Origin of the sequence: Leisingera sp. NJS201 (assembly GCF_004535885.1) — a bacterium.
Taxonomy (GTDB): domain Bacteria; phylum Pseudomonadota; class Alphaproteobacteria; order Rhodobacterales; family Rhodobacteraceae; genus Leisingera.
Map to the genome: position 1 here is coordinate 2,239,075 of NZ_CP038234.1, position 19,038 is coordinate 2,258,112.

General features: G+C 61.8%; 17 protein-coding genes, 1 other RNA gene and 1 pseudogene. 9 read left to right on the top strand and 10 right to left on the bottom strand.

Features of this window, described 5'->3' with window-relative positions; all coding sequences use genetic code 11:
- Positions 1-79: 79 nt before the first annotated feature.
- From ETW23_RS11015 to ETW23_RS11050, 8 genes and pseudogenes are all read right to left on the bottom strand, one after another.
- On the bottom strand, positions 80-805 hold the full coding sequence (locus tag ETW23_RS11015) for an alanyl-tRNA editing protein (RefSeq protein ID WP_134830016.1): 726 nt from the start codon (positions 803-805) through the stop codon (positions 80-82).
- Positions 792-3,248, bottom strand: coding sequence for a DUF3772 domain-containing protein (locus tag ETW23_RS11020; protein WP_134830017.1), 2,457 nt, complete (start codon positions 3,246-3,248; stop codon positions 792-794). Before ETW23_RS11020 ends, ETW23_RS11015 begins: the two co-directional genes overlap by 14 nt.
- Positions 3,245-4,279, bottom strand: a complete 1,035-nt coding sequence (locus ETW23_RS11025; RefSeq protein ID WP_129371115.1) for a cysteine synthase A — start codon at positions 4,277-4,279, stop codon at positions 3,245-3,247. Before ETW23_RS11025 ends, ETW23_RS11020 begins: the two co-directional genes overlap by 4 nt.
- 67 nt (positions 4,280-4,346) lie before the next feature.
- On the bottom strand, positions 4,347-5,471 hold the full coding sequence (locus ETW23_RS11030; RefSeq protein WP_134830018.1) for an NUDIX domain-containing protein: 1,125 nt from the start codon (positions 5,469-5,471) through the stop codon (positions 4,347-4,349).
- 29 nt (positions 5,472-5,500) lie between these two features.
- Positions 5,501-5,941: a TrgA family protein gene (locus ETW23_RS11035; RefSeq protein ID WP_129371117.1), complete on the bottom strand. Its 441-nt coding sequence runs from the start codon at positions 5,939-5,941 to the stop codon at positions 5,501-5,503.
- Positions 5,942-5,971: 30 nt separating this feature from the next.
- Positions 5,972-7,101 (bottom strand): annotated as a pseudogene (locus ETW23_RS11040) (class I SAM-dependent methyltransferase).
- A gap of 155 nt (positions 7,102-7,256) precedes the next feature.
- Entirely contained in the window at positions 7,257-8,681 is a 1,425-nt protein-coding gene (locus ETW23_RS11045; protein ID WP_134830019.1) for a deoxyribodipyrimidine photo-lyase, read from the bottom strand.
- A gap of 24 nt (positions 8,682-8,705) precedes the next feature.
- Positions 8,706-9,929, bottom strand: a complete 1,224-nt coding sequence (locus ETW23_RS11050; protein ID WP_134830020.1) for an aminotransferase class V-fold PLP-dependent enzyme — start codon at positions 9,927-9,929, stop codon at positions 8,706-8,708.
- Between the two features lie 242 nt (positions 9,930-10,171).
- Here ETW23_RS11050 and ETW23_RS11055 point away from each other — a divergent pair, with 242 nt between their 5' ends.
- Positions 10,172-10,552: a VOC family protein gene (locus ETW23_RS11055; protein ID WP_134831299.1), complete on the top strand. Its 381-nt coding sequence runs from the start codon at positions 10,172-10,174 to the stop codon at positions 10,550-10,552.
- A gap of 55 nt (positions 10,553-10,607) precedes the next feature.
- Here ETW23_RS11055 and acuI read toward each other — a convergent pair whose 3' ends face one another.
- Together acuI and ETW23_RS11065 are read right to left on the bottom strand one after the other, a co-directional pair.
- Positions 10,608-11,600 carry an acryloyl-CoA reductase gene (gene acuI, locus ETW23_RS11060; protein ID WP_129371121.1) on the bottom strand — a complete coding sequence of 331 codons (993 nt, stop codon included), beginning with the start codon at positions 11,598-11,600 and terminating at the stop codon, positions 10,608-10,610.
- A gap of 105 nt (positions 11,601-11,705) precedes the next feature.
- Complete coding sequence (locus ETW23_RS11065; RefSeq protein ID WP_134830021.1) at positions 11,706-12,800, bottom strand: dimethylsulfoniopropionate demethylase; 1,095 nt, start codon at positions 12,798-12,800, stop codon at positions 11,706-11,708.
- Positions 12,801-13,205: 405 nt separating this feature from the next.
- On the opposite strand from ETW23_RS11065, the gene ETW23_RS11075 reads away from it, so the two are divergent.
- The 8 genes from ETW23_RS11075 to ETW23_RS11110 all read left to right on the top strand — a co-directional run bounded on the left by ETW23_RS11075 (position 13,206) and on the right by ETW23_RS11110 (position 18,962).
- Positions 13,206-13,934 carry a FadR/GntR family transcriptional regulator gene (locus ETW23_RS11075; protein ID WP_129371124.1) on the top strand — a complete coding sequence of 243 codons (729 nt, stop codon included), beginning with the start codon at positions 13,206-13,208 and terminating at the stop codon, positions 13,932-13,934.
- A gap of 182 nt (positions 13,935-14,116) precedes the next feature.
- Positions 14,117-14,314: a hypothetical protein gene (locus tag ETW23_RS11080; RefSeq protein ID WP_134830023.1), complete on the top strand. Its 198-nt coding sequence runs from the start codon at positions 14,117-14,119 to the stop codon at positions 14,312-14,314.
- A 15-nt stretch (positions 14,315-14,329) separates the two neighbouring features.
- Positions 14,330-15,004: an OmpA family protein gene (locus ETW23_RS11085; RefSeq protein ID WP_134830024.1), complete on the top strand. Its 675-nt coding sequence runs from the start codon at positions 14,330-14,332 to the stop codon at positions 15,002-15,004.
- 56 nt (positions 15,005-15,060) lie between these two features.
- Positions 15,061-15,413: a transfer-messenger RNA gene (ssrA, locus tag ETW23_RS11090) on the top strand.
- Between the two features lie 167 nt (positions 15,414-15,580).
- The gene (locus ETW23_RS11095) at positions 15,581-16,144 is read left to right on the top strand and encodes a nuclear transport factor 2 family protein (protein WP_247676796.1); all 564 of its coding nucleotides are present in this window, start codon (positions 15,581-15,583) and stop codon (positions 16,142-16,144) included.
- A 140-nt stretch (positions 16,145-16,284) separates the two neighbouring features.
- A complete protein-coding gene (locus ETW23_RS11100) occupies positions 16,285-17,100 on the top strand; it encodes a sulfurtransferase/chromate resistance protein (protein ID WP_134830025.1) in 816 nt (271 codons plus the stop codon).
- A complete protein-coding gene (gene chrA, locus ETW23_RS11105) occupies positions 17,097-18,368 on the top strand; it encodes a chromate efflux transporter (protein WP_134830026.1) in 1,272 nt (423 codons plus the stop codon). The genes ETW23_RS11100 and chrA overlap by 4 nt, the downstream gene beginning before the upstream one ends.
- Positions 18,369-18,485: 117 nt before the next feature.
- Complete coding sequence (locus ETW23_RS11110) at positions 18,486-18,962, top strand: SspB family protein (RefSeq protein ID WP_129371128.1); 477 nt, start codon at positions 18,486-18,488, stop codon at positions 18,960-18,962.
- The last annotated feature ends 76 nt before the right edge of the window (positions 18,963-19,038 follow it).

The window sequence follows — 19,038 nt, forward strand, 5'->3', positions numbered from 1 at the left end:
GTGAGGGGCTTTTGAAGGATCACAGGGGGAAATGCAAGGGCCGAAATGGCAAAAAATACACTCCGGCCCGCATTCTTTTTCAAGTCTCCAGATGGAGATAGACGCGGCGGTTCTGCTTGCCCTTTTTCTCCACCTTGCCAAGGCGGATTTTGCCGATTTCTGCGGTGCGTTTGACATGGGTGCCGCCGCAGGGCTGCAGATCGATCTGCTCGTCCGGGGTGCCGATGCGGACTAGGCGCACCTGCCCTGCCCCGCGCGGCGGCGAGACGGACATGGTTTTCACCAGCTGCGGATTGGCATCCAGTTCCGCGTCGGTGATCCAGTCCTCGGTCACCTCAAGATCACGGTCAATGAGCGCCTGCAGCTGGTCCTGCAGCGCCTGTTTATCCGCGGGCGCCTCAGGCATGTTGAAATCGAGCCGGCCTTTGTCTGCGCTGATCGAGCCGCCGGTCACCTCCAGCGGAATCACCACTGACAGCAGGTGCAGCGCAGTGTGAACCCGCATGTGGCCATAGCGGCGGTCCCAGTCGAGCACCTGGGTGACCGTGGTGCCTTCGGCAGGCAGCGGTTCATTCTCATGCGGAACCAGCACAATTGCATCGCCCTCACCCTTGACGGTGGTGGCAATGGTGCATTGACCATCGACCCACAAAAGCTGGCCGTTGTCGCCCGGCTGGCCGCCGCCGGTGGCATAGAACAGGCTGCGGTCCAGGATCAGCCCGCCCTGTTCTGTATGGGCCAGGACCAGTGCTTCGGTCATCCGGGCATAGGCGTCCTTGCGGAATAGCAGGTCACTTGTCGGCATCGGCGTCTCCATCAGCATCTTCTTGGGGGTCCTGCTGCACATCCGCCAGATCCGGCTTCAGCGGAGCAGATGCGGGTGCGGAAGCGGACGCCGCGGCAGAGGTTGCCGGTTTGTCCGGGGTCAGCGCCTCGGGGTTACGGATCCAAATGTCGCGCTGCATAAAGGGGATTTCGATCCCTTCTTCGTCGAACCGTTTGGAAATCTCGTAATTCATGTCGGATTTCACCGACAGAACCCAGTTCACATCGCGCAGGATTGCCCGGATCTCAAAATCCAGACTGTCGGCGCCAAAGCCCTGGAACACCACGCTGGGCGCCGGGTTGAGCAGCACCATCGGATGTGCCTTGGCAACTTCGTTCAGGATCGCCTCCACCTTGCGCGGGTCGGTGCCATAGGCAACGCCCACCGGCACAATAACCCGCCCCACGGTGTTGCCGCGGGTATAGTTGGTGACGGTGCCCGAGATCAGGTCCGAGTTCGGCACGATCACGTCGGAGCGGTCGAAGGTTTCGATCCGGGTGGAGCGCACCGAGATGTCGCGCACATAGCCCATCAGCCCGCCGACCTCGATCCAGTCGCCCTTGGAGATCGGGCGCTCGATCAGCAGGATGATGCCTGAAACGAAGTTCGACACAATGGTCTGAAGGCCAAAGCCGATACCAACCGACAGCGCACCAGCAACGATGGCGAGTGACGACAGGTCCAGCCCGGCCATCGAGATCGCCACCACCGCCGCCAGGAAGATGCCGACATAGCCAAGACCCGAGGTAATGGCGTTCTGGCCGCCAGGATCGATCTTGGTCTTGGGCAGCAGCGAGTTGCGCAAGGAGCCCTGGATCAGCCGCGTCAACGCGTAGCCGACGGCAAAGACCACCGCAAACGTCAGGAAAGCGGTTGGAGAGATCTTTGTGTCGCCGATCTGGAATCCTTCCAGGAACTGCGACCACAGCTCAGTCAAATCTGCAATCCGTGCGCCCCAGATCAGCGCCAGCAGCGGCAGGGCCAAGGCGGCGAGCACAAAGCCGATCATCACTGCAAACAGGGACTCCCGCGCTTCGGACCCTCTGCCGGAGAGCCAGCCGTAGAGGTCGCCGAGGAAGCGCTGCAGCACCAGAAGGGCAGCCAGCAGCGCCAGGGTGGAGACCGCGGGATAAATCAGTGCCTCGGCTGCGTTCACATAGCCAAAGGCCGCCAGTACCGGAGACACAAAGCCCAGCAGATAGGTGGCACGGCGCACCAGACTCATAATCCGGTTGGCGCCGGCCGCTATGGCACCGTCCTCATCGGACTCATCGCTGCTTTGCTGCTGACGGCGCTTAGCGCCGATCCGGTGCAGGCGCAGCAGAACCAGGGCCGCGCCCATAATCAGCGGGAAGCTGGCCACCGCATGGGCCTCAGCCGGGATGCTGTCGATGTTTTCCAGCTGTGTCAGCGCATCCTGCAGCACCAGGATCACCGCCAGGATATCGACCATCAGCCTGGTTTCATTCAGGCGGCCCTCCTGCACCGGGACCAGATCGTTTTCGATGCGGCTGGAGAACAGCTGGTTGCCCAGCCAGTGGAACGACAGCAGCAGCAGCGCCCAGCCGGGCACATAATCCAGCAGGATCGAGCCGCGGATGCCAAGCACCCCGGACAGGTCCACCGCTGCAGTCAGGCAGATGATGCCGATAAAGGGCAGGATCACCTCAAGCAGCGAGACGACAAAACCCCAGACACCGCGGCCCGAGCTTCCGAACTGGCGCAGGTAATCGCCCGCCGCATGGGCCCAGGGCCGGCCGCGCAGCACCAGCAGCGCTGCAATCAACAGCAGCAGCAGCAGTGCCGGCAGGCTGTTCTGAATCCGCTCAGCCGTGGTGGCGCTGCCCACCCTAGAGGCGGTTTCGTTCCACAAAGAGCCGCCCGAACGGGTCAGCGAGCGCACAGCGCCGGCCCAGTTTTCCGGGTTGAACGGCGAGGGTCCGCGCTCCAGCAGCCTGCGGGTGCGGCGCTCGCGGATGATCTTGTCTATCTCGGTGATCAGCCCGTTTGCACGGCTGTAAGCCTCTTCCGCAACGATGCGCGGAACCTTGAGGTCCTTCAGCTGCTGTTCCAGCGAACGGCGCAGCTGGGCGATATCCTCGGGCTCGCTCTCGCCCTCGCCGGGCGCCGGGCCAAGCGCGCCAAGCTGACCTTCGAGCGTCTGAATACGGTCGCCGTTATCGGTGCGCGCCGCCAGGAAATTCTGCCGGTAGGTGGTAAGCTCTTTGCGCAGCGCTTCCATAGCGGCGCTGGAGGCCCGTCTGGCGTCGATGACCTCTTCCGCACGGTTGGCGGTCTTAAGCCAGTCCTGATAATAGGCACGCGATTCAGCAGTCAGCTGAGCCAGTGCAGGCAAAGCCAGGCCGGCCGCAAAGGCCAGCCCCAGCAAAGCAGTCCGCAAAGCGGTTATTATGGGTGTCATACGTCCTCAAATACGCCTGGGATAGACGCGGGCGTGTGGGTCATCCACTCCGGCACCGGCAGGTTCTTCTCGCGCAGGAAATCCGGATTGAACAGCTTGGACTGGTAGCGGGTGCCATAGTCGCACAAAACGGTGACAATGGTTTTGCCCGGACCCATGTCCTTGGCCATACGCACAGCGCCTGCAATGTTAATGCCCGAGGAGCCGCCCAGCACCAGGCCTTCCTCGTGCAGCAGGTCAAAGACATAAGGCACCGCCTCGGCGTCCGGCACCTGATAGCTGAAGTCCGGCGTGAAGCCCTCCAGGTTCTTGGTGATCCGGCCCTGGCCGATGCCCTCGGTGATGGAGCTGCCTTCGGAGGCCAGCTCACCGGTGGTGTAAAACGAATAAAGCGCAGCTCCCAGCGGATCGGCCAGACCGACCTTGACGCCTTTGGGCTGCAGTGCTTCGGCCACCCCGGCAAGAGTGCCGCCGGATCCGACCGCGCAGACAAAGCCGTCCACCTTGCCGCCGGTCTGCTCCCAGATCTCGGGACCGGTGGTTTCCACATGGGCCTGGCGGTTCGCCACATTGTCGAACTGGTTGGCCCAGATCGCACCGTTCGGTTCCGTCTTGGCCAGTTTTTCCGCCAGACGCTGGGAATAGCGCACATAGTTGTTGGGATTGCGGTACGGCGCCGCAGGAACCTGAACCAGCTGGGCACCTGCCAGGCGCAGCATGTCCTTTTTTTCCTCGGACTGGGTTTCCGGGATCACGATCACCGTCTTGAACCCCATCGAGGCGCCGACCAGCGCCAGACCGATGCCGGTGTTGCCGGCGGTGCCTTCGACAATGGTGCCGCCGGGCTTCAGATCGCCGCGGGCGATGGCGTCCTTGATGATATAGAGCGCGGCGCGGTCCTTGACCGACTGGCCCGGATTCATGAATTCGGCCTTGCCCAGGATCTCGCAGCCGGTCTCTTCGCTGACGCGGTTCAGGCGGATAAGAGGTGTGTGGCCGATGGCATCAGCCAGATCGCGTGCAATGCGCATGATATCCCTTTCGATCGTTCCCCCAAGGTGTAACTAAGCGCCCCGGCGTTCACAAGGCGCGAAGCAGTCACGACGGCGCGTTGCGCAGCCGCTCACGATGGCGTGACAGCCACAGTGCAGCGGTGACCAGCGGCATGTCCTGATAGATCTGCGCATCCACGCCCTGCATCAGTTCGTCATAGCTGAGGATCCGGCTGCGGATATCCTCGCCCTCACCGGCGACGCCGCCACCGCCATTGATGTCAGAAAGGTCTGATATGCCAATGAAAACATGGATGAATTCTGCCAGTGCGCCGCTGGATGGGTAGACCTGCGCCACTGGTTCCAGGCGCTGGACAGTAACGCCTGCCTCCTCTTGTGCTTCGCGGACCGCGGTGTCCTCGGGCGTCTCGCCGGGGTCGATCACGCCTGCGACCGGCTCCCACATCCAGGGGTGCGCTTCGCCCATGATAAAGGGCGGTGCGCGGAATTGCTCCACCAGCAGCACCTGATCGCGCAGCGGGTCATAAGGCAGCAGCACCGCCGCATGGCCTGCCATCGCAGCCGAACGCTCCATAACCGGGCTGAGACTGCCGTCAAAGCGGCGGTACTGCAGGTTCATTTCTTCCATCGCAAAGAAATTCAGGTAAGCGCGGTTGTGGTTGTGGACAATCACATCCTTTGACAGGTCATGCTCCGGATCACCGGGGCGCGCCTGCGCTGCCAGCCAGGCGGCGGCGCGGCGGCGGACCGAGGGGAAGCAGCGGGCCACCTCTTCCGCAGTCATGCGGCCATGATAAGACATCACCTCTTCGGCGGCGCGCAGGGACAGCGCGCCCCATTTCTGCACCCAGGCCGCCAAATCCCAGGGCTCAGCCGTTTGCCAGAGACCGGGTTCGGGGAAATAGACCTCCGCCAGGGCGGTGCCGCTGTCCTCCAGCTGAACCGAAACCGGTTTCAGCGCATAGCCGAAGCCGCCCTCGTAAAAGTTGAGCGCATCCAGATCGGCGGGCGACAGGCCCTGTACCAGAACGCCGTCAGCTGTTGCGCCCTCGCGGGATTCAATCGCCGGGAACGGCTGGCCGACCACCTGATAAACACCATGGCCGGACAGTTTTGCCCCCTGCGCTTTCAGCGCCGCGCCGCTGCGGCCCAGCACCAGTTCAAGCAAAGGGATATGGCGCAGCGTGCCAAAGAAAAAGAGATCAGCCACGGATTATAACCTGTTGTTAAGAATATGTTTCAGCGCCAGCGGCGGGAGGCGTTCTCGGTCGCGAGACCGGCAAGAACCCCGCCCACGGCCAATGGCACCAGCACAGATGGCACAGCGATAACAAAGAAATACTCCAGTGCAATCACAAAGATCTGCGACAGTGCCTCAAACGGGCCGCCGTAGCGGTGGCGCATGGCCAGACGGAACATTTCCCAGGTGCCTTGGATGAACAGCGCCCACAGTACCATGACCGCCATACCCGTCAGGCCATTGTTGATACCGGGCACCAGCCCGCGGCCGGCGCGTTTGCCCATGAATATCCAGCCGCTCAGCAGCCCCAGCGCCACATTCACATGCACAAAATAGCCGAAGTCCGTGCCTTCGGGCATCAGCGGCATAACCAGGAAGGACACAAAGAACGCCACCAAGGCAAGGCAAAAGGCGGCGGTCAGTCGGGCTCCGGTGGGCATGTCTGGTTACGATCCGTGCGGCCAGTTCAGTCAGCGATGCGCAACTGTAATCTGCGTCACGTCGCAATTGCCAGTCTTAAAGGCGGCTGCGCAGGAAGTGAGGTAAAAGTTCCACATCTTGCGGAAGCGGTCATCAAATCCCATGCGGGCGATCTGATCCCAGCGGGCGTTGAACGTGTCGTGCCAGCGCCGCAAAGTCTGGTCGTAGCTGTCGCCGAATTCAATCGACCGCACCACGCCCAGCCCTGCCCGTTCGATCTGGTCGCGCAGGACATTCGGGACGGCAGCATGCCGCCGGGGAAGATGTGTTTCTGGATGAAATCGACGCCCTTGCGGTAGATCTCCCAGCGCCGGTCGGCAACGGTGATGATCTGCAGCGTCGCCTTGCCGCCGGGGTTCAGCCGGTCGTGAATGGTACTGAAATACGCGGGCCAGTATTTCTGCCCCACCGCCTCGAACATCTCGATTGAAGCGATGCCGTCAAAGCTGCCACGGCAATCGCGATAGTCCTGCAGGCGCAAATCAACTTGATTGGAAAGTCCTGCCTTTTCGATACGTTGCCGGGCAAAGTTCAGCTGCTCCTGACTGATCGTCAGACCGGTGACTTTCAGCCCCCGCTGAATGGCGGCATATTCCGCAAAGCCGCCCCAGCCGCAGCCGATCTCCAGCACATGGTCGCCGGCCTGCACCCCCATCTGATCCACCATTGAGGCGTATTTGGCGGTCTGCGCCGCCTCCAGGCTGTCCTGACCGCTGCGGAACATGGCGCTGGAATAGGTCATCGTGTCATCCAGCCACAACCCGTAGAAATCATTGCCCAGGTCGTAGTGGTACGAGATATTCTTTTGCGCCTGTTTGCGGTGATTGCGGTGCAGCCAGAAGCGGAAGCGTTCATAAGCGCGTGCCAGGCCCTGGCCCGGAAAACCGTCATAGACGGTATTGGCGCCCATATGCACCAGATCCATAAATGCCTGCAGGTCTGATGTGCTCCACCAGCCTTCCAGGTAAGCGTCGGCAAAGCCAAGATCGCCCTCGCGGATCAGCCGGGCAAAACAATCCGGATTACGGATGTGCAGATCAGCGGCGGGACCGGGATCGCGCCCGTTTGCGGAAAATATTCGCCCGTCCGGCAGGTGGATATCCAGCCGCCCGACCTCCATGGCCTTCACCTTGGCAAACACCGCAGCAAAGTAGCGCGGCAGATCTTTCTGGCCCTCAACGGACGTGTGCTTCATGCGCTTCCCCCTGTGAGACACGGACTGGCTACAGGGAAAAAGCTAGGCCGCAGGGGGCCTTCCGGCAAGAAAACTATGCGTTAGCGGTTTTCACGGGCACCGTGATAAGCCGCGAGCGCACGGTCGCGGCCCTCTTTCAGGCTAATGACCGGCTCTGCGCGGAGAGTGTCCGGTGAGAGGTTCCAGGACAGTGGCGCAGCGTCGAAGAAATCCAGCGCGGATTGCGGTGCATTGCCTTGCCCCTCGGCAATCCAGCGTCGCGTGTAAGCACCTGATGGGTCGAATTTTTCCAGCTGGCCGCTGGGGTTGAAGACACGGAAGAAAGGGGCGGCGTCGGGACCGGAGCCAGCCACCCACTGCCAGCCCATAGCATTGGCGGCCGGGTCCCAGTCCACCAGCGTTTCCGCAAACCAGTTCATTCCGATTTTCCAATGCGTCATCAGATGCTTGGTCAGGAAACTTGCCACGATCATACGGGCCCGGTTGTGCATCTTGCCGGTCACATACAGCTCGCGCATGGCGGCATCGATGAAACCATACCCTGTCTGCCCCCGCTGCCAGGCCTGGACCTGGCGCGTGATGTCCTGCGACCAGGGAAAGGCATGCCATTCACTGCGCCAGCTGGCCGTCAGCATATGCGGCGAGTGGTACATCAGGTGATAGGCGAACTCGCGCCAGGCGACCTCTTTCAGGAAATGTTCCGCGCCCTGGCTGCCGCGCTCCATCGCCGCGCGGCCCAGGTGCCACATGCGGTGCGGGCTGATTTCCCCCCAGGCAAGGTTTTCCGACAGGCCGGAGGTGGCCTCCTCGCCCGGATAGTCGCGGCGCTCTTTATATGCGTCCACAGAATCTTCGAGGAATTCGTCCAGACGGTTCAGCGCGGCACCTTCGCCAACACGGCAGTAGCGGGCGACCACATCCGCGCCGCGGCGCATGGCGGCGCCCATATTCCAGGCGGAGATATCTTCACTGGCGGGCCAGTTTGCCGGTGCTGGCAACGTGGCGGGTGCCGGCAGCAGGCTGGTGACGCTGCGGCCCCGCACGGCCTTCCAGAACGGGGTGTAGACCTTGTACATTCCGCCGGTCTTGGTCTCGACCGTCCAGGGTTCAAACAACAGCCGACCGCCGTGGGATTTGGCCGTGATCCCCTGCGCCGGGAGCTGCTGTTTCACTTCGGTGTCGCGGGCAATGGCCTGCGGATCATAAAGGCGGGACCAATGCACGGCCCCTGCCCCGGTTTCAACGGCCAGCTGCTGCAGCACGTCCAGCGCCCTGCCCCGGCGCAGGATCAGACGGGAGCCGGCCCTGGCCAGTTCCTGTGCGAAATGCTCCAGCCCCAGCCCAAGGCGGAACTTGGGCGCTGCGCCCAGCGCTTCGTCCTGTTCGTCGAGGATATAGACTGGAAGAACGGGCGCACCGGACGCGGCAGCAGCCGTCAGAGCCGGATTGTCACAAAGACGGAGATCCCGCCTTATCCACCAGATCACCGGGGAACTGCTGTTCATGCCACTTTCCTTACCCTGTCTGCGTTACAGCACCCGGTCCAAAACCTCATTCAGCTTGGCCACTTCTGCCTCGGTCGTGTAGTGGGTGAAGCTCATACGCAGCACGCCCTCGTTTGGATCAACGCCCATGGCGGAAAGGGCGCGCACAGCATAGAAATCGCCGCCGCCTGCCATGATGCCATATTCCGACATGGCCGCGGCAACCGGTTCCGCCGGGCGGTTCAGGGCAATCGCAACGGTCGGCGCGCGGGTTTCTGCAGTCGCAGGCCCCAGCAGGCGCACATCATTGCGGTCCCTTACCGCGTCCAGCAGCGGCTGCAGCAGAGCGGCCTCATGCGCGCGCATCAGATCGTGGACAAAGGCGCCGGTTTCGGCAGCAGTGCCCGCGTGACCGTGATGAGCCGCCAAAGCCTCAAAATAATCAGCCATGCCGGCCGAGGCCGCCACCTGGGCATGATCGGGGCCTGCCGGGGTGAAGCGTTTATAGAGTGTGTCCGCATTGAAGTAATGCGCTTGGTTCGGCAGCAGTGCGCCCAGCGCCTTGCGGATCACCATGATGCCCTGATGGGGGCCATAGGTCTTATAGGCGGAGAACAGGTAGATATCGGCGCCCAGGTCATCCACATTCGGCAACCCGTGCGGTGCATAAGACACGCCATCAACACAGACAAAGGCACCGGCGGCATGGGCCATAGCGGTGATCTCCGCGACCGGGTTGATCTCGCCCACCACGTTGGAGCAGTGCGGGAAGCAGACCAGGCGGACGTTTTCGTCCAGCAGGGTTTCCAGCCGGGCCGGGTCCAGATGGCCGGTCTGCGGGTCGATCTGCCATTCGCGGATCTCGATCCCTTCCTCGGCCAGACGGCGCCAGGGGCCGGTGTTGGCCTCGTGGTCCTGATTGGTGACGATGATGGCTTCACCGGGCTTCATGAAGCTGCGGAAGGCCTGCGCCAGCACATAGGTGTTCTGGGTGGTCGAGGGACCAAAGCTCAGCTCCTCGGCAGCAACACCCATCAGCGCGGCCAGACGGGTGCGGGCCTCGTCCATCTCGGCGCCGCCAAGGCGCGAGGCCTCATAGGGGGCATAAGGCTGCACCTTGCGCTGGGTATAGAACCGGGTCAGCCGGTCAATCACCTGGCGGCAGGTATAGGAGCCGCCCGCGTTTTCAAAAAACGCCTGGCCCTGAAGGCCGGGTTCGCCAAAGGCCGGGAACTGGGCCCGGACAAAATCAATATCCAATGCGGTCATTGCTTTTCTTTCTCCTCAATCGCGTACCGGTCAGGTGACCCTGGTTCTTGGCAGCTGTTCCGGCAGGGCTGCGCTCCTGCGTAAGGATTGAGGGAACAGCTGCGGCCCTGCAAGCTGGAAATTTCGAGTAAAACGCCGTGTACAAAGCCTGCCTGGCGGAGATGCTCCGAACCGGCAGCTGATGCCAGAAACTGACAGGAGCGCCTGCCATGCTGACCGCAGGCAACCACGGAGGATTTGATATGGCCTATACCCCCAAGGATTTCCTGGTCTGGGGCGAGCTGCCCGTCAGCGATTTGGACGCGGCAGTGACGTTTTATTCCAAGGTGACCGGTGCCGCGTTGAGCATCGACACCAGCGGTCCCAACCCGATGGCAATGTTCAAGCCTGCGGATCAGGCAACCGGCGTTGCCCTGCATCTGTATCCCGGCAAACCGGCAGGCGACGGACGCGGACCGACATTGCATCTGACCGCTGAGGGCGAGCTGGAAGATGTGATGGAGCGGGTCACGGATGCCGGCGGCAATGTGGTCTCCCCCACTATCGAGATTCCGCCCGGCCGGTTCTTCTATGCCACCGACCCGGATGGCAACTCGGTGGGTTTCTTCAAATACAATGACTGACAAGCAAAAGGCCCCGGAAAAGCACCGGGGTCTTTTGTTGCCATTCGGTCAGGTCTCAGCCGTTCACATCAACCACAACACGCCCCTTGACCTGGCCCTTGAGGATATCCGCCCCCAGCTGCGGCAGATCGCTCAGGACAGCGGGTTGGATCATTGCCTCCAGCTTGTCCATCGGCAGATCTTTGGCGATCCGCTCCCAGGCGCGCAGGCGGTTGTCATAAGGCTGCATGACGGAATCGATACCCAATAGGTTCACGCCGCGCAGCAGGAAGGGAATGACGGTAGCAGGCAGCCCGGCGCCGCCCGCAAGGCCGACAGCGGATACCGAGGCACCGTATTTCATCTGCCCCAGCACCCGTGCCAGCATGGCGCCGCCAACCGCATCGACACAGCCCGCCCAGTTTTCGCTTTCCAGCGGACGTTTGGTGGTCTCGTTGATCTCATCGCGGGGCACAATCCGGGTGGCGCCCAGGGATTTCAAATAGTCTGCGGTTTCCGGTCGGCCCGTGACGCCGGCCGCCTCATAGCCGAGATTCGCCAGGATCGCAGTGGCAACCGAACCGACACCGCCCGCGGCACCGGTGACCAGAACGGGACCATGCCCGGGCTCCAGCCCATGATCCTCCAGCGCCATCACCGCCAGCATCGCGGTAAAGCCCGCAGTGCCCACTGCCATCGCCTGGCGGGTATCCAGCCCATCAGGCAGCGGCACCAGCCAGTCGGCGCGCACGTTGGCCTTTTGGGAATAACCGCCCCAATGCGCCTCGCCGACGCGCCAGCCGGTCAGCACCACCTTGTCGCCGGGTTTGTAGCGGTCATCCGAGGACGTCTCGACAGTACCGGCGAAGTCAATACCCGGCACATGCGGGTACTTGCGCACCAGCCCGCCGCCCGGGCCGACGCACAGGCCGTCCTTGTAGTTCACGGTGGAATACTCCACCGCCACGGTCACTTCTCCCTCGGGCAGGTCTTCCAAACTAAGCTGCTGTACCGCGGCAGACGTCTTGCCGCTGTCTTCGTCCTTGTTCACAACCAGTGCATTGAACATTTCGCATTCCCTTTCCAAAAACACAGCCAGATCCCATGTTCATCTGGCTAAATATATCCCGGGGGAGCCGCGGCCTGCCGTGGCGGGGGCAGCGCCCCACCCTTCCTACCGCCAGAACCTCTCCTGAACTGTTGCGGGCAGCATTCCCGCCGGGGTCTCCACTTCCATCACCGTGCCCGGCACCCAATGGGACCTTTCCACCATGCCAATCGCCGCATTCACCCCGAATCCGGGGGAGAAAATGGCTGATCCCACCTGACCCACCTGACGGCCATCAGCAAAAAGCGGCCAAGCATCCAGACAAGGCGGGATCTCTCCACCGATCACCAGCGGGCGGATCTGGCGTGCCGGACCGTTTGCTGCCTGTTCTGCCAGTACGGCTTTGCCGATATAATCCTCTGGCGAATTGCAGAACTTGCCCAGCCCGCATTCATAGGGCGTGTTGCCGCGGGTCATGTCGTTGCCATAACTCAGCAACCCGCTTTCGATGCGTTCAATGGTGTTCGGGCAGCCTGCACGGACGTGCATGTCCTCCCCGGCGGCAAACAGCGCATCCCACAGCGGCATACCCAGATCCGCCCCTTCCACATAAATCTCAAATCCGCCCTGCTTGGACCAGCCGGAGCGCGCCACCACCAGCTCGACGCCCTGGAACGCAAGACGCTTGTAGCGGAAAAAGCGGATATCGCGCACCGCATCGCCAAACACCCGCGCCATCAGATCATCCGCCTTGGGGCCTTGAACAGCCAGCGGCGAGACATCCGGCTCCGCGATCTCGACATCAAAGCCCTTGGCGATGGCAATCCCCAGCACGAACTGCAGCAGGTCGCCATCGGCCAGCGACAGCCAATAGTGGTCCGCCGCCAGTTTCACCGCCACCGGGTCATTCAGCATACCGCCGTTGTGATCCACCGTCGGCACATAATAGCACTGGTCATCCGCCATCCGGTCCATGTCGCGCGGGCTGATCAGCTTCATCAGCCGCAGCGCGTCCGGCCCTTTTATGCTGACCTGCCGTTCGCAGGACACATCCCAGACCTGCACATGCTCCTTCAGATGCGCGCAGTCGTATTCAAGACTTTCAAACACTGTCGCCAGCAGCATGTGGTTGTAGACAGTGTACCCTTTGACGCCTGCGGCCTCGACCCCTTTGGAAAAGGGCGTGCGCCGGATGCGGCGGGACGGAAAAATGTTCGCCAAACTCAAGTCTCCATATGAGCGTTACACAGTATAGTTTCCCAATAGCGGAGCCGGCCGGAGCCGCCCCGCCAGCTTCGCCTTTGCTTGGAACCGGACCAGTCAATCGGGCAGATTTCAGCGGGTTTGCCGCCAATGTCCCAAACCCGGCCACAATCACGCACCCGCGATTTGAGGCCCGTAGCCGCGATGATATCCGGACCCATGCCGGTGCTCACAGAGTACATCATCCGCCAGGACACCAGAATGGCGGTAAAGAACCCAAGCCACAGACCTTGCGCATGGATGATCCGAGCATTGCTTTCTCCCGACTCACGCCTTACGTTTTAAATGTCAGACTTTTAAATGTCAGACAAATGATTTTTTGCCGGGGCACCTCCGGCGTAGCGCCGCGTAAGGGCCCTGAGAATGAAGATTGACCCCAACAGTTCCGCTGATCTTTCGGTTCAGATAGCGCAGGCAATCAAGGATGCCATCATCTCGGGGGCGCTGATCGTGGATGCGCGGCTGCCCTCTGAAAGCGAGCTGTCGGAGCAGTTTCAGGTCTCCCGTTCCACCGTGCGGGAAGCGCTGAAGCGATTGGCGGCGCAGTCCTTGATCCGTACCCAGCGCGGCGCGACCGGCGGGGCGTTTGTAAACCGGTTGAGTTTTGAGGACGCCTATTCACAGCAGATCACCACCTCGACCCTGCTGCTAAGCATGAACGCGGTGAGCTTTGATACCGCCTGCGAGGCCCGCTATGCGCTGGAACGCTCTTGCGCGCCGCTTTCTGCGCAGCGCCGCACCCCGGATCAGCTGGCCACCATGCGGACGGAGATCTTCCGGCAAAACCAGCCCGGCCTGACCGATGAGGCCTTCTGCGCCTCGGACGTGGCGTTTCACCGGGCATTGGTGGATGGCGCGCACAATCCGGTGCTGTCCTACCAGCTGGCCGGTGCGGTGGAGGCCATGCAGCCGCTGATGAACATGATCACCTTTACCGCCCGCGACCGGGAAGTGATCACCGGCATCCACACCCGGATTGCCGATGCCATCCAGGCAGAAGACGGCACCACCGCTGCCACTGGCCTGCAGGAGCTGGAGAGCGAAACCCGGAAACTGGCATCCGACGTTTTTGCCAAGCGGGCGCAAAGGTAAGCGGGCAACGAATTATCAACCGTGCTCCGGCAATCTTTCCCAATGGGGCACAGCTGTGAGTCGCCCTCCGCGCCACAGCTCAGCTGGTCCGAAGAACCAACCGGAACTTGCCGCCAACAAGTGATGAAGCGAAGCGCGCGCAGGCATGCCAATCGCGGCGCAGAACGACGGAAACGCAACAGATGAATTTCCTGAACAGCCTTTCTTCCGCAGTACTGGCCGTGGCTGCCGGCGTCATTCCGGGGGTCTTCACCATTTTGCCCGCTGCAGCCGAAAGCATGTCTGTTGACGCAGTCATGACCCTGTTCAAGCAGCAACGCATCGGCGCGCTGGTGGTGTACACACCGCAAGCCCCCGCCGCAGCGGCAGACAACAGCTAGGCCCCGGCGGTCTCCATGTCCTACACGCTCGGGCAAATGGGCGGCATGCAGACAGAAGAGCTGATGCGGATGATAGAGCAGCAGAGGATTGGCAGCCTCGTCGTCATTTCCCAGCCGCTGTCGTCCTCCTATGACCTGACTTCTTCAATGGCTGAAACCGCGGTGCCGCCATCGGAACCGCGTCCGCAGATCAACGTCTTTTTTGAATTCGGATCTGCAAGCATCGGGTCTTCGCAGCTCCCCGTGATCCGCACCGTCTGCAGCGCAATGGGTGAGATGGGCGGCGGCGGCTTTGACCTGATCGGGCATTCAGACAGTGCCGGCGAACGGGACTACAACGATGTGCTTTCCCTGCGGCGCGCCATCAGTGTCCGCCGGGCCATGGAAAAAGAATGCAATGTTACCGGGAAGGGTATCAGCGTTGCAGGGGCCGGCGCGCGGACACCACTGGAACAGGATGATCCGGAGGGCGGCATGAACCGGCGCGTCGAAATCCGCGCGGCGCCTGTTGTTCAGGCAATGACGGCCACGGGCGCGATGACACTGCTGCAAAACATGGACACCCCGGGAATTCCGGCCAGTAATAAGGCCAGCAACCCGGACAGCAAGCTGGCGCTTAGGAACCGGCCGCCAGGTGTCCCAGCCCCCGAAGTCCCTGGAAACCGCCTGTCCCCAAGTGTTCTGCCTTAGGGGCCGCTGGTAAAAACGCATGTTCTTCGGGCAGCTTTCACAAGTTCCCCGACCTGCCCCTTTTCATCCGGAAATTTCCTGCCTATATAAGAGCCGTTCCCTTGTGGAACTATGGACATAAACGCGCTCGTAATAAACGGATCGGACCCGGGGGCGGTACCCGGCGACTCCACCAAACATCCTTCATTTGGGGATCATGGGGTCGAAACAGGATCGACGGACGTCTAAAGGGGTTAGCTTTGTCTCGGCGGGGTGCCACCGTACCGGCCCAAACAGTACAATTGCAAATGACAATCGTGCTCCGGCAATGGCAGTAGCAGCGTAAGCTGTTAATGTCGCCGAAACTAAGCCCTTGCGCCTAGCAGCGTAAGGCGGGGTTCGCAGGTACCTGGCAACAGAAACCTGCACTTTCCACCGTGTGTTTATGCTGCCGTTACAGCACCCTGCCAAAAATCACCTTTTTGGCGCTTTAAGTCTGCTTGCAGCACCTGTAGCAGGCGCATCTGAACAGCAGCCTTTCTGCAGGCAGCCTGCTCTTGATGCCGCCTGCCCGGCCCCAAACACACACCGGACTGAATGACCAACCCTATCATTGAACCCGAGATTACCGCAGTATCCCCGCGCCGGGCGGCGCCTGCGCACGATCTGCCGCAGCATTCAGCCGAGTGCGCCCCGGCCATGGCGGTCCCTTTTGACCCCGCATGCCCGGCTGAAATGCCGTTGACCCGGCTGCTGCATTACTGGTTTGAAGAGGTTTGGTGCAAAGGCAATATGGACGCTGTTGCCGAGGTGATGACACCGGGCACGCTGATTTACGGCGCAATCTCTGCCCTTGCGGAACCGGATTGCGACTATGGTGAAGTTGTCGCAGCGCTGCGCAACCTGCTGGGGCCGATGACCGTCACTTTCAGCCATGCAATGGAAACCGCAGACTGGGTGTCCGTCCGGCTTTTGGTCTGCACCAGCAACCCAAGCGATGGTATGCCCTTCCAGATCACCGGCCAGGTGATGGCGCGGGTGGAGGATGGCAGGATTGCAGAACTGCACTCCAACATGGATTACTTCCGGATGTTCGAGAAACTGGGCCAGTTGCCGCCCGAGGCCCTGGCTGTTTGCATGACCGGCGAACGGTTGAAGTGACAGCACATTGCCGGCCTGCGCAATCTTGACAAAGCTGCCGTAAATGCGGTTCTTAGGATGCATGGGGACAACCGCGAACGCCCCGTGAGGCGACAAGCCCAAGGTTCGCATGTTAACCTTGCTCGCGAGGAGACATGCTTATGGCTGCCCCTAATGAAATCACCCCTGCCCAGCTCTTGCGTCTGATCGGCACACCGAATGCGCCGGTTCTGGTTGATATCTGCATTGACGAAGACTTTGCCGCGGATCCCTTTCTGATCCCCGGCTCTTTCCGCCACTCCCATCAGGATATTGATGGTCTCAAGGCCCGCCTTAACGGGCGGCGCTGCGTGCTGATCTGCCAGAAGGGCATCAAACTGTCGCAAGGCCTGGCGGCCTGGCTGCGCAATGACGGGATTGAGGCGGAATACCTGCAAGGCGGCATGTATGCTTGGCGCGATCTGAAAGATGCGCCGCGGATTCCGGCCAGCGCCCTGCCGACGCCGGTGGGCGGCAGCAGCCTGTGGGTGACCCGCCACCGGCCCAAGATCGACCGCATTGCCTGCCCCTGGCTGATCCGCCGCTTTGCGGATCCTGACGCCCGGGTCCTGTTTGTCTCGCCGTCTGAAGTTGCCGGCGTTGCCGACCGGTTTGGCGCCACGCCGTTTGATGTTGAGGACGTGCTCTGGTCGCACCGCGGGCCGCTGTGCACCTTTGACACCATGCTGGATGAGTTCGGCCTCAGAACGCCTGCGCTTGACAGGCTGTCCCGGGTTGTGAGAGGCGCCGACACCAACCGGCATGATCTGGCACCCGAGGCGGCGGGCCTGTTGGCCCTCTCGGTCGGATTGTCGCGCCAGTTCAAAGACGACCATCAGCAGCTTGAGGCAGGCATGACCCTATATGATGCGCTATACCGCTGGGCCCGCGATGGTCAGGGCGAAGGCCACGACTGGCCTGCGGACCGTAAGGCATGAGTCACCCCAGCTGGACGGAGATGTTCCGTGTCTTCGGGCGCATCGGGGTGCTGAGCTTTGGCGGCCCAGCAGCGCAGATTTCGGTGATGCACAAGGAGCTGGTTGAAGACCGCCCCTGGCTGAGCGAGGACAGCTTTCTGCGAGGGTTGTCCTTTTGCATGCTGCTGCCGGGACCGGAGGCGATGCAGCTGGCGACCTATACCGGCTGGCGGATGCGCGGCACCGCCGGCGGGCTGCTGGCAGGGCTGCTGTTTGTGCTGCCGGGTGCGGCTGTGATTGCGGCGCTGGTCTGGCTTTATGCGCAATACGGCACCCTGCCTGCGGTGCAATCCGCATTTCTGGGGGTCAAGGCGGCGGTGGTTGTCATCATCCTGCAGGCGCTGCGGCGGCTGGCGGGCAAGGCCCTGCACCATCCGCTGGACTGGGCGCTGGCGGGGTTCGGCTTTGCCGCGCTGTTCCTGTTCAACCTGCCGTTTCCGCTGGTGGTGCTGGCCGCCGCCTGTTTTGGCATACTGCGCAAAGACGTCAGCTCCGGCGGTCCTGCACACAGCCCCCCTGCCCGCAATGGCAGCACCGTGCGCACCGTCGCGGTTTGGGGCGGGTTGTGGCTGCTGCCGCTTATGGCCCTGTCGCTGTCCGGGGCGGGGTTTCTGGCGGACATCGGCTGGTTCTTTTCCAAACTCGCCGTTGTGACCTTTGGCGGTGCCTATGCGGTGCTGGCCTATATCAGCCAGACCGTGGTAAGCCAGTTCGGCTGGATCACTGCCGGGCAGATGATTGATGCCCTGGGACTGGCCGAGACAACCCCTGGCCCGCTGATCCTGGTCACCCAGTTTGTCGCCATGCTGTCAGGTTTGACGCAGGGCGGGTCCGGGCTGTTCCTGGCCGCAGGCGCGGTGGCGCTTTGGGCGACCTTCATGCCGTGTTTTCTGTGGATCTTCGCCGCCGCGCCTTATGTAGAGCGCATCGCCGCGCATCCGCGGCTTGGCATGGCGCTAAAGGCGGTAACGGCCACGGTGGCCGGTGTCATTCTGAACCTGTCCGTGTGGTTCATGATGCATGTGGGCTTTGCCGGAACGCAGGTGATCGAAGCCGGCATTCTGCACATGCCTGTTCCGATCTGGAGCAGTATGAACAGCACTGCGGTTCTGCTGGTTCTGCTGGCACCGTTTGCCGCCTGGATGGTTCGCGGCAATATGCTGCTGCTACTGGCGGTGATGGCAGCGGCCGGCCTGGCCGTTGCGGAATTCCCGTTTGCAATCAGCTGACTGCCGACACCTGCAAAGTACCGTCAGCCGCAATAAAATTTGATCCTGCGAAAAGGCTGCCCTTTTGTTTCCGCCAGAATCTCCTATGCTGGGAACAAATGAACAAAGGGTGACTGCATGTCCCGTGAAATCGACTATGGCAACCTGATGCACTCTGCCATGCGCGGCCTGATCCGGACCGTGCTGCAGGATATCTCCGACAATGGTTTGCCCGGTAACCACCACTTTTTCATCACCTTCGACACAGCCCACCCGGATGTGGAGCTGGCCGATTGGCTGTCCGACCGTTATCCCGGTGAAATGACCGTTGTCATGCAGCATTGGTTCGACAATCTGACCGTCGATGAGGACGGCTTTGCGGTCACGCTGAATTTCGGTGATTCCCCGGAACCGCTCTATATCCCCTATGACGCGATCCGCACATTCGTGGACCCGTCGGTGGAATTCGGACTGCGGTTTGAGTCTGCCGATGAAGAGCCGGAGGGCTTTTCCGCGGTCACAGATGCGGCTGAGGAACAGGACGGCGCCGAGGAGCCTGAGGAAGAAGACAAGAAAGACGCGGATGTCGTGTCGCTGGACAGCTTCCGCAAATAGGCGGGCTGACCCATCGCGCAGTACAGTATCGGGCAGCCTGACCGGCTGCCTTTTTCATGTCCGGCCTGCTCTTTGG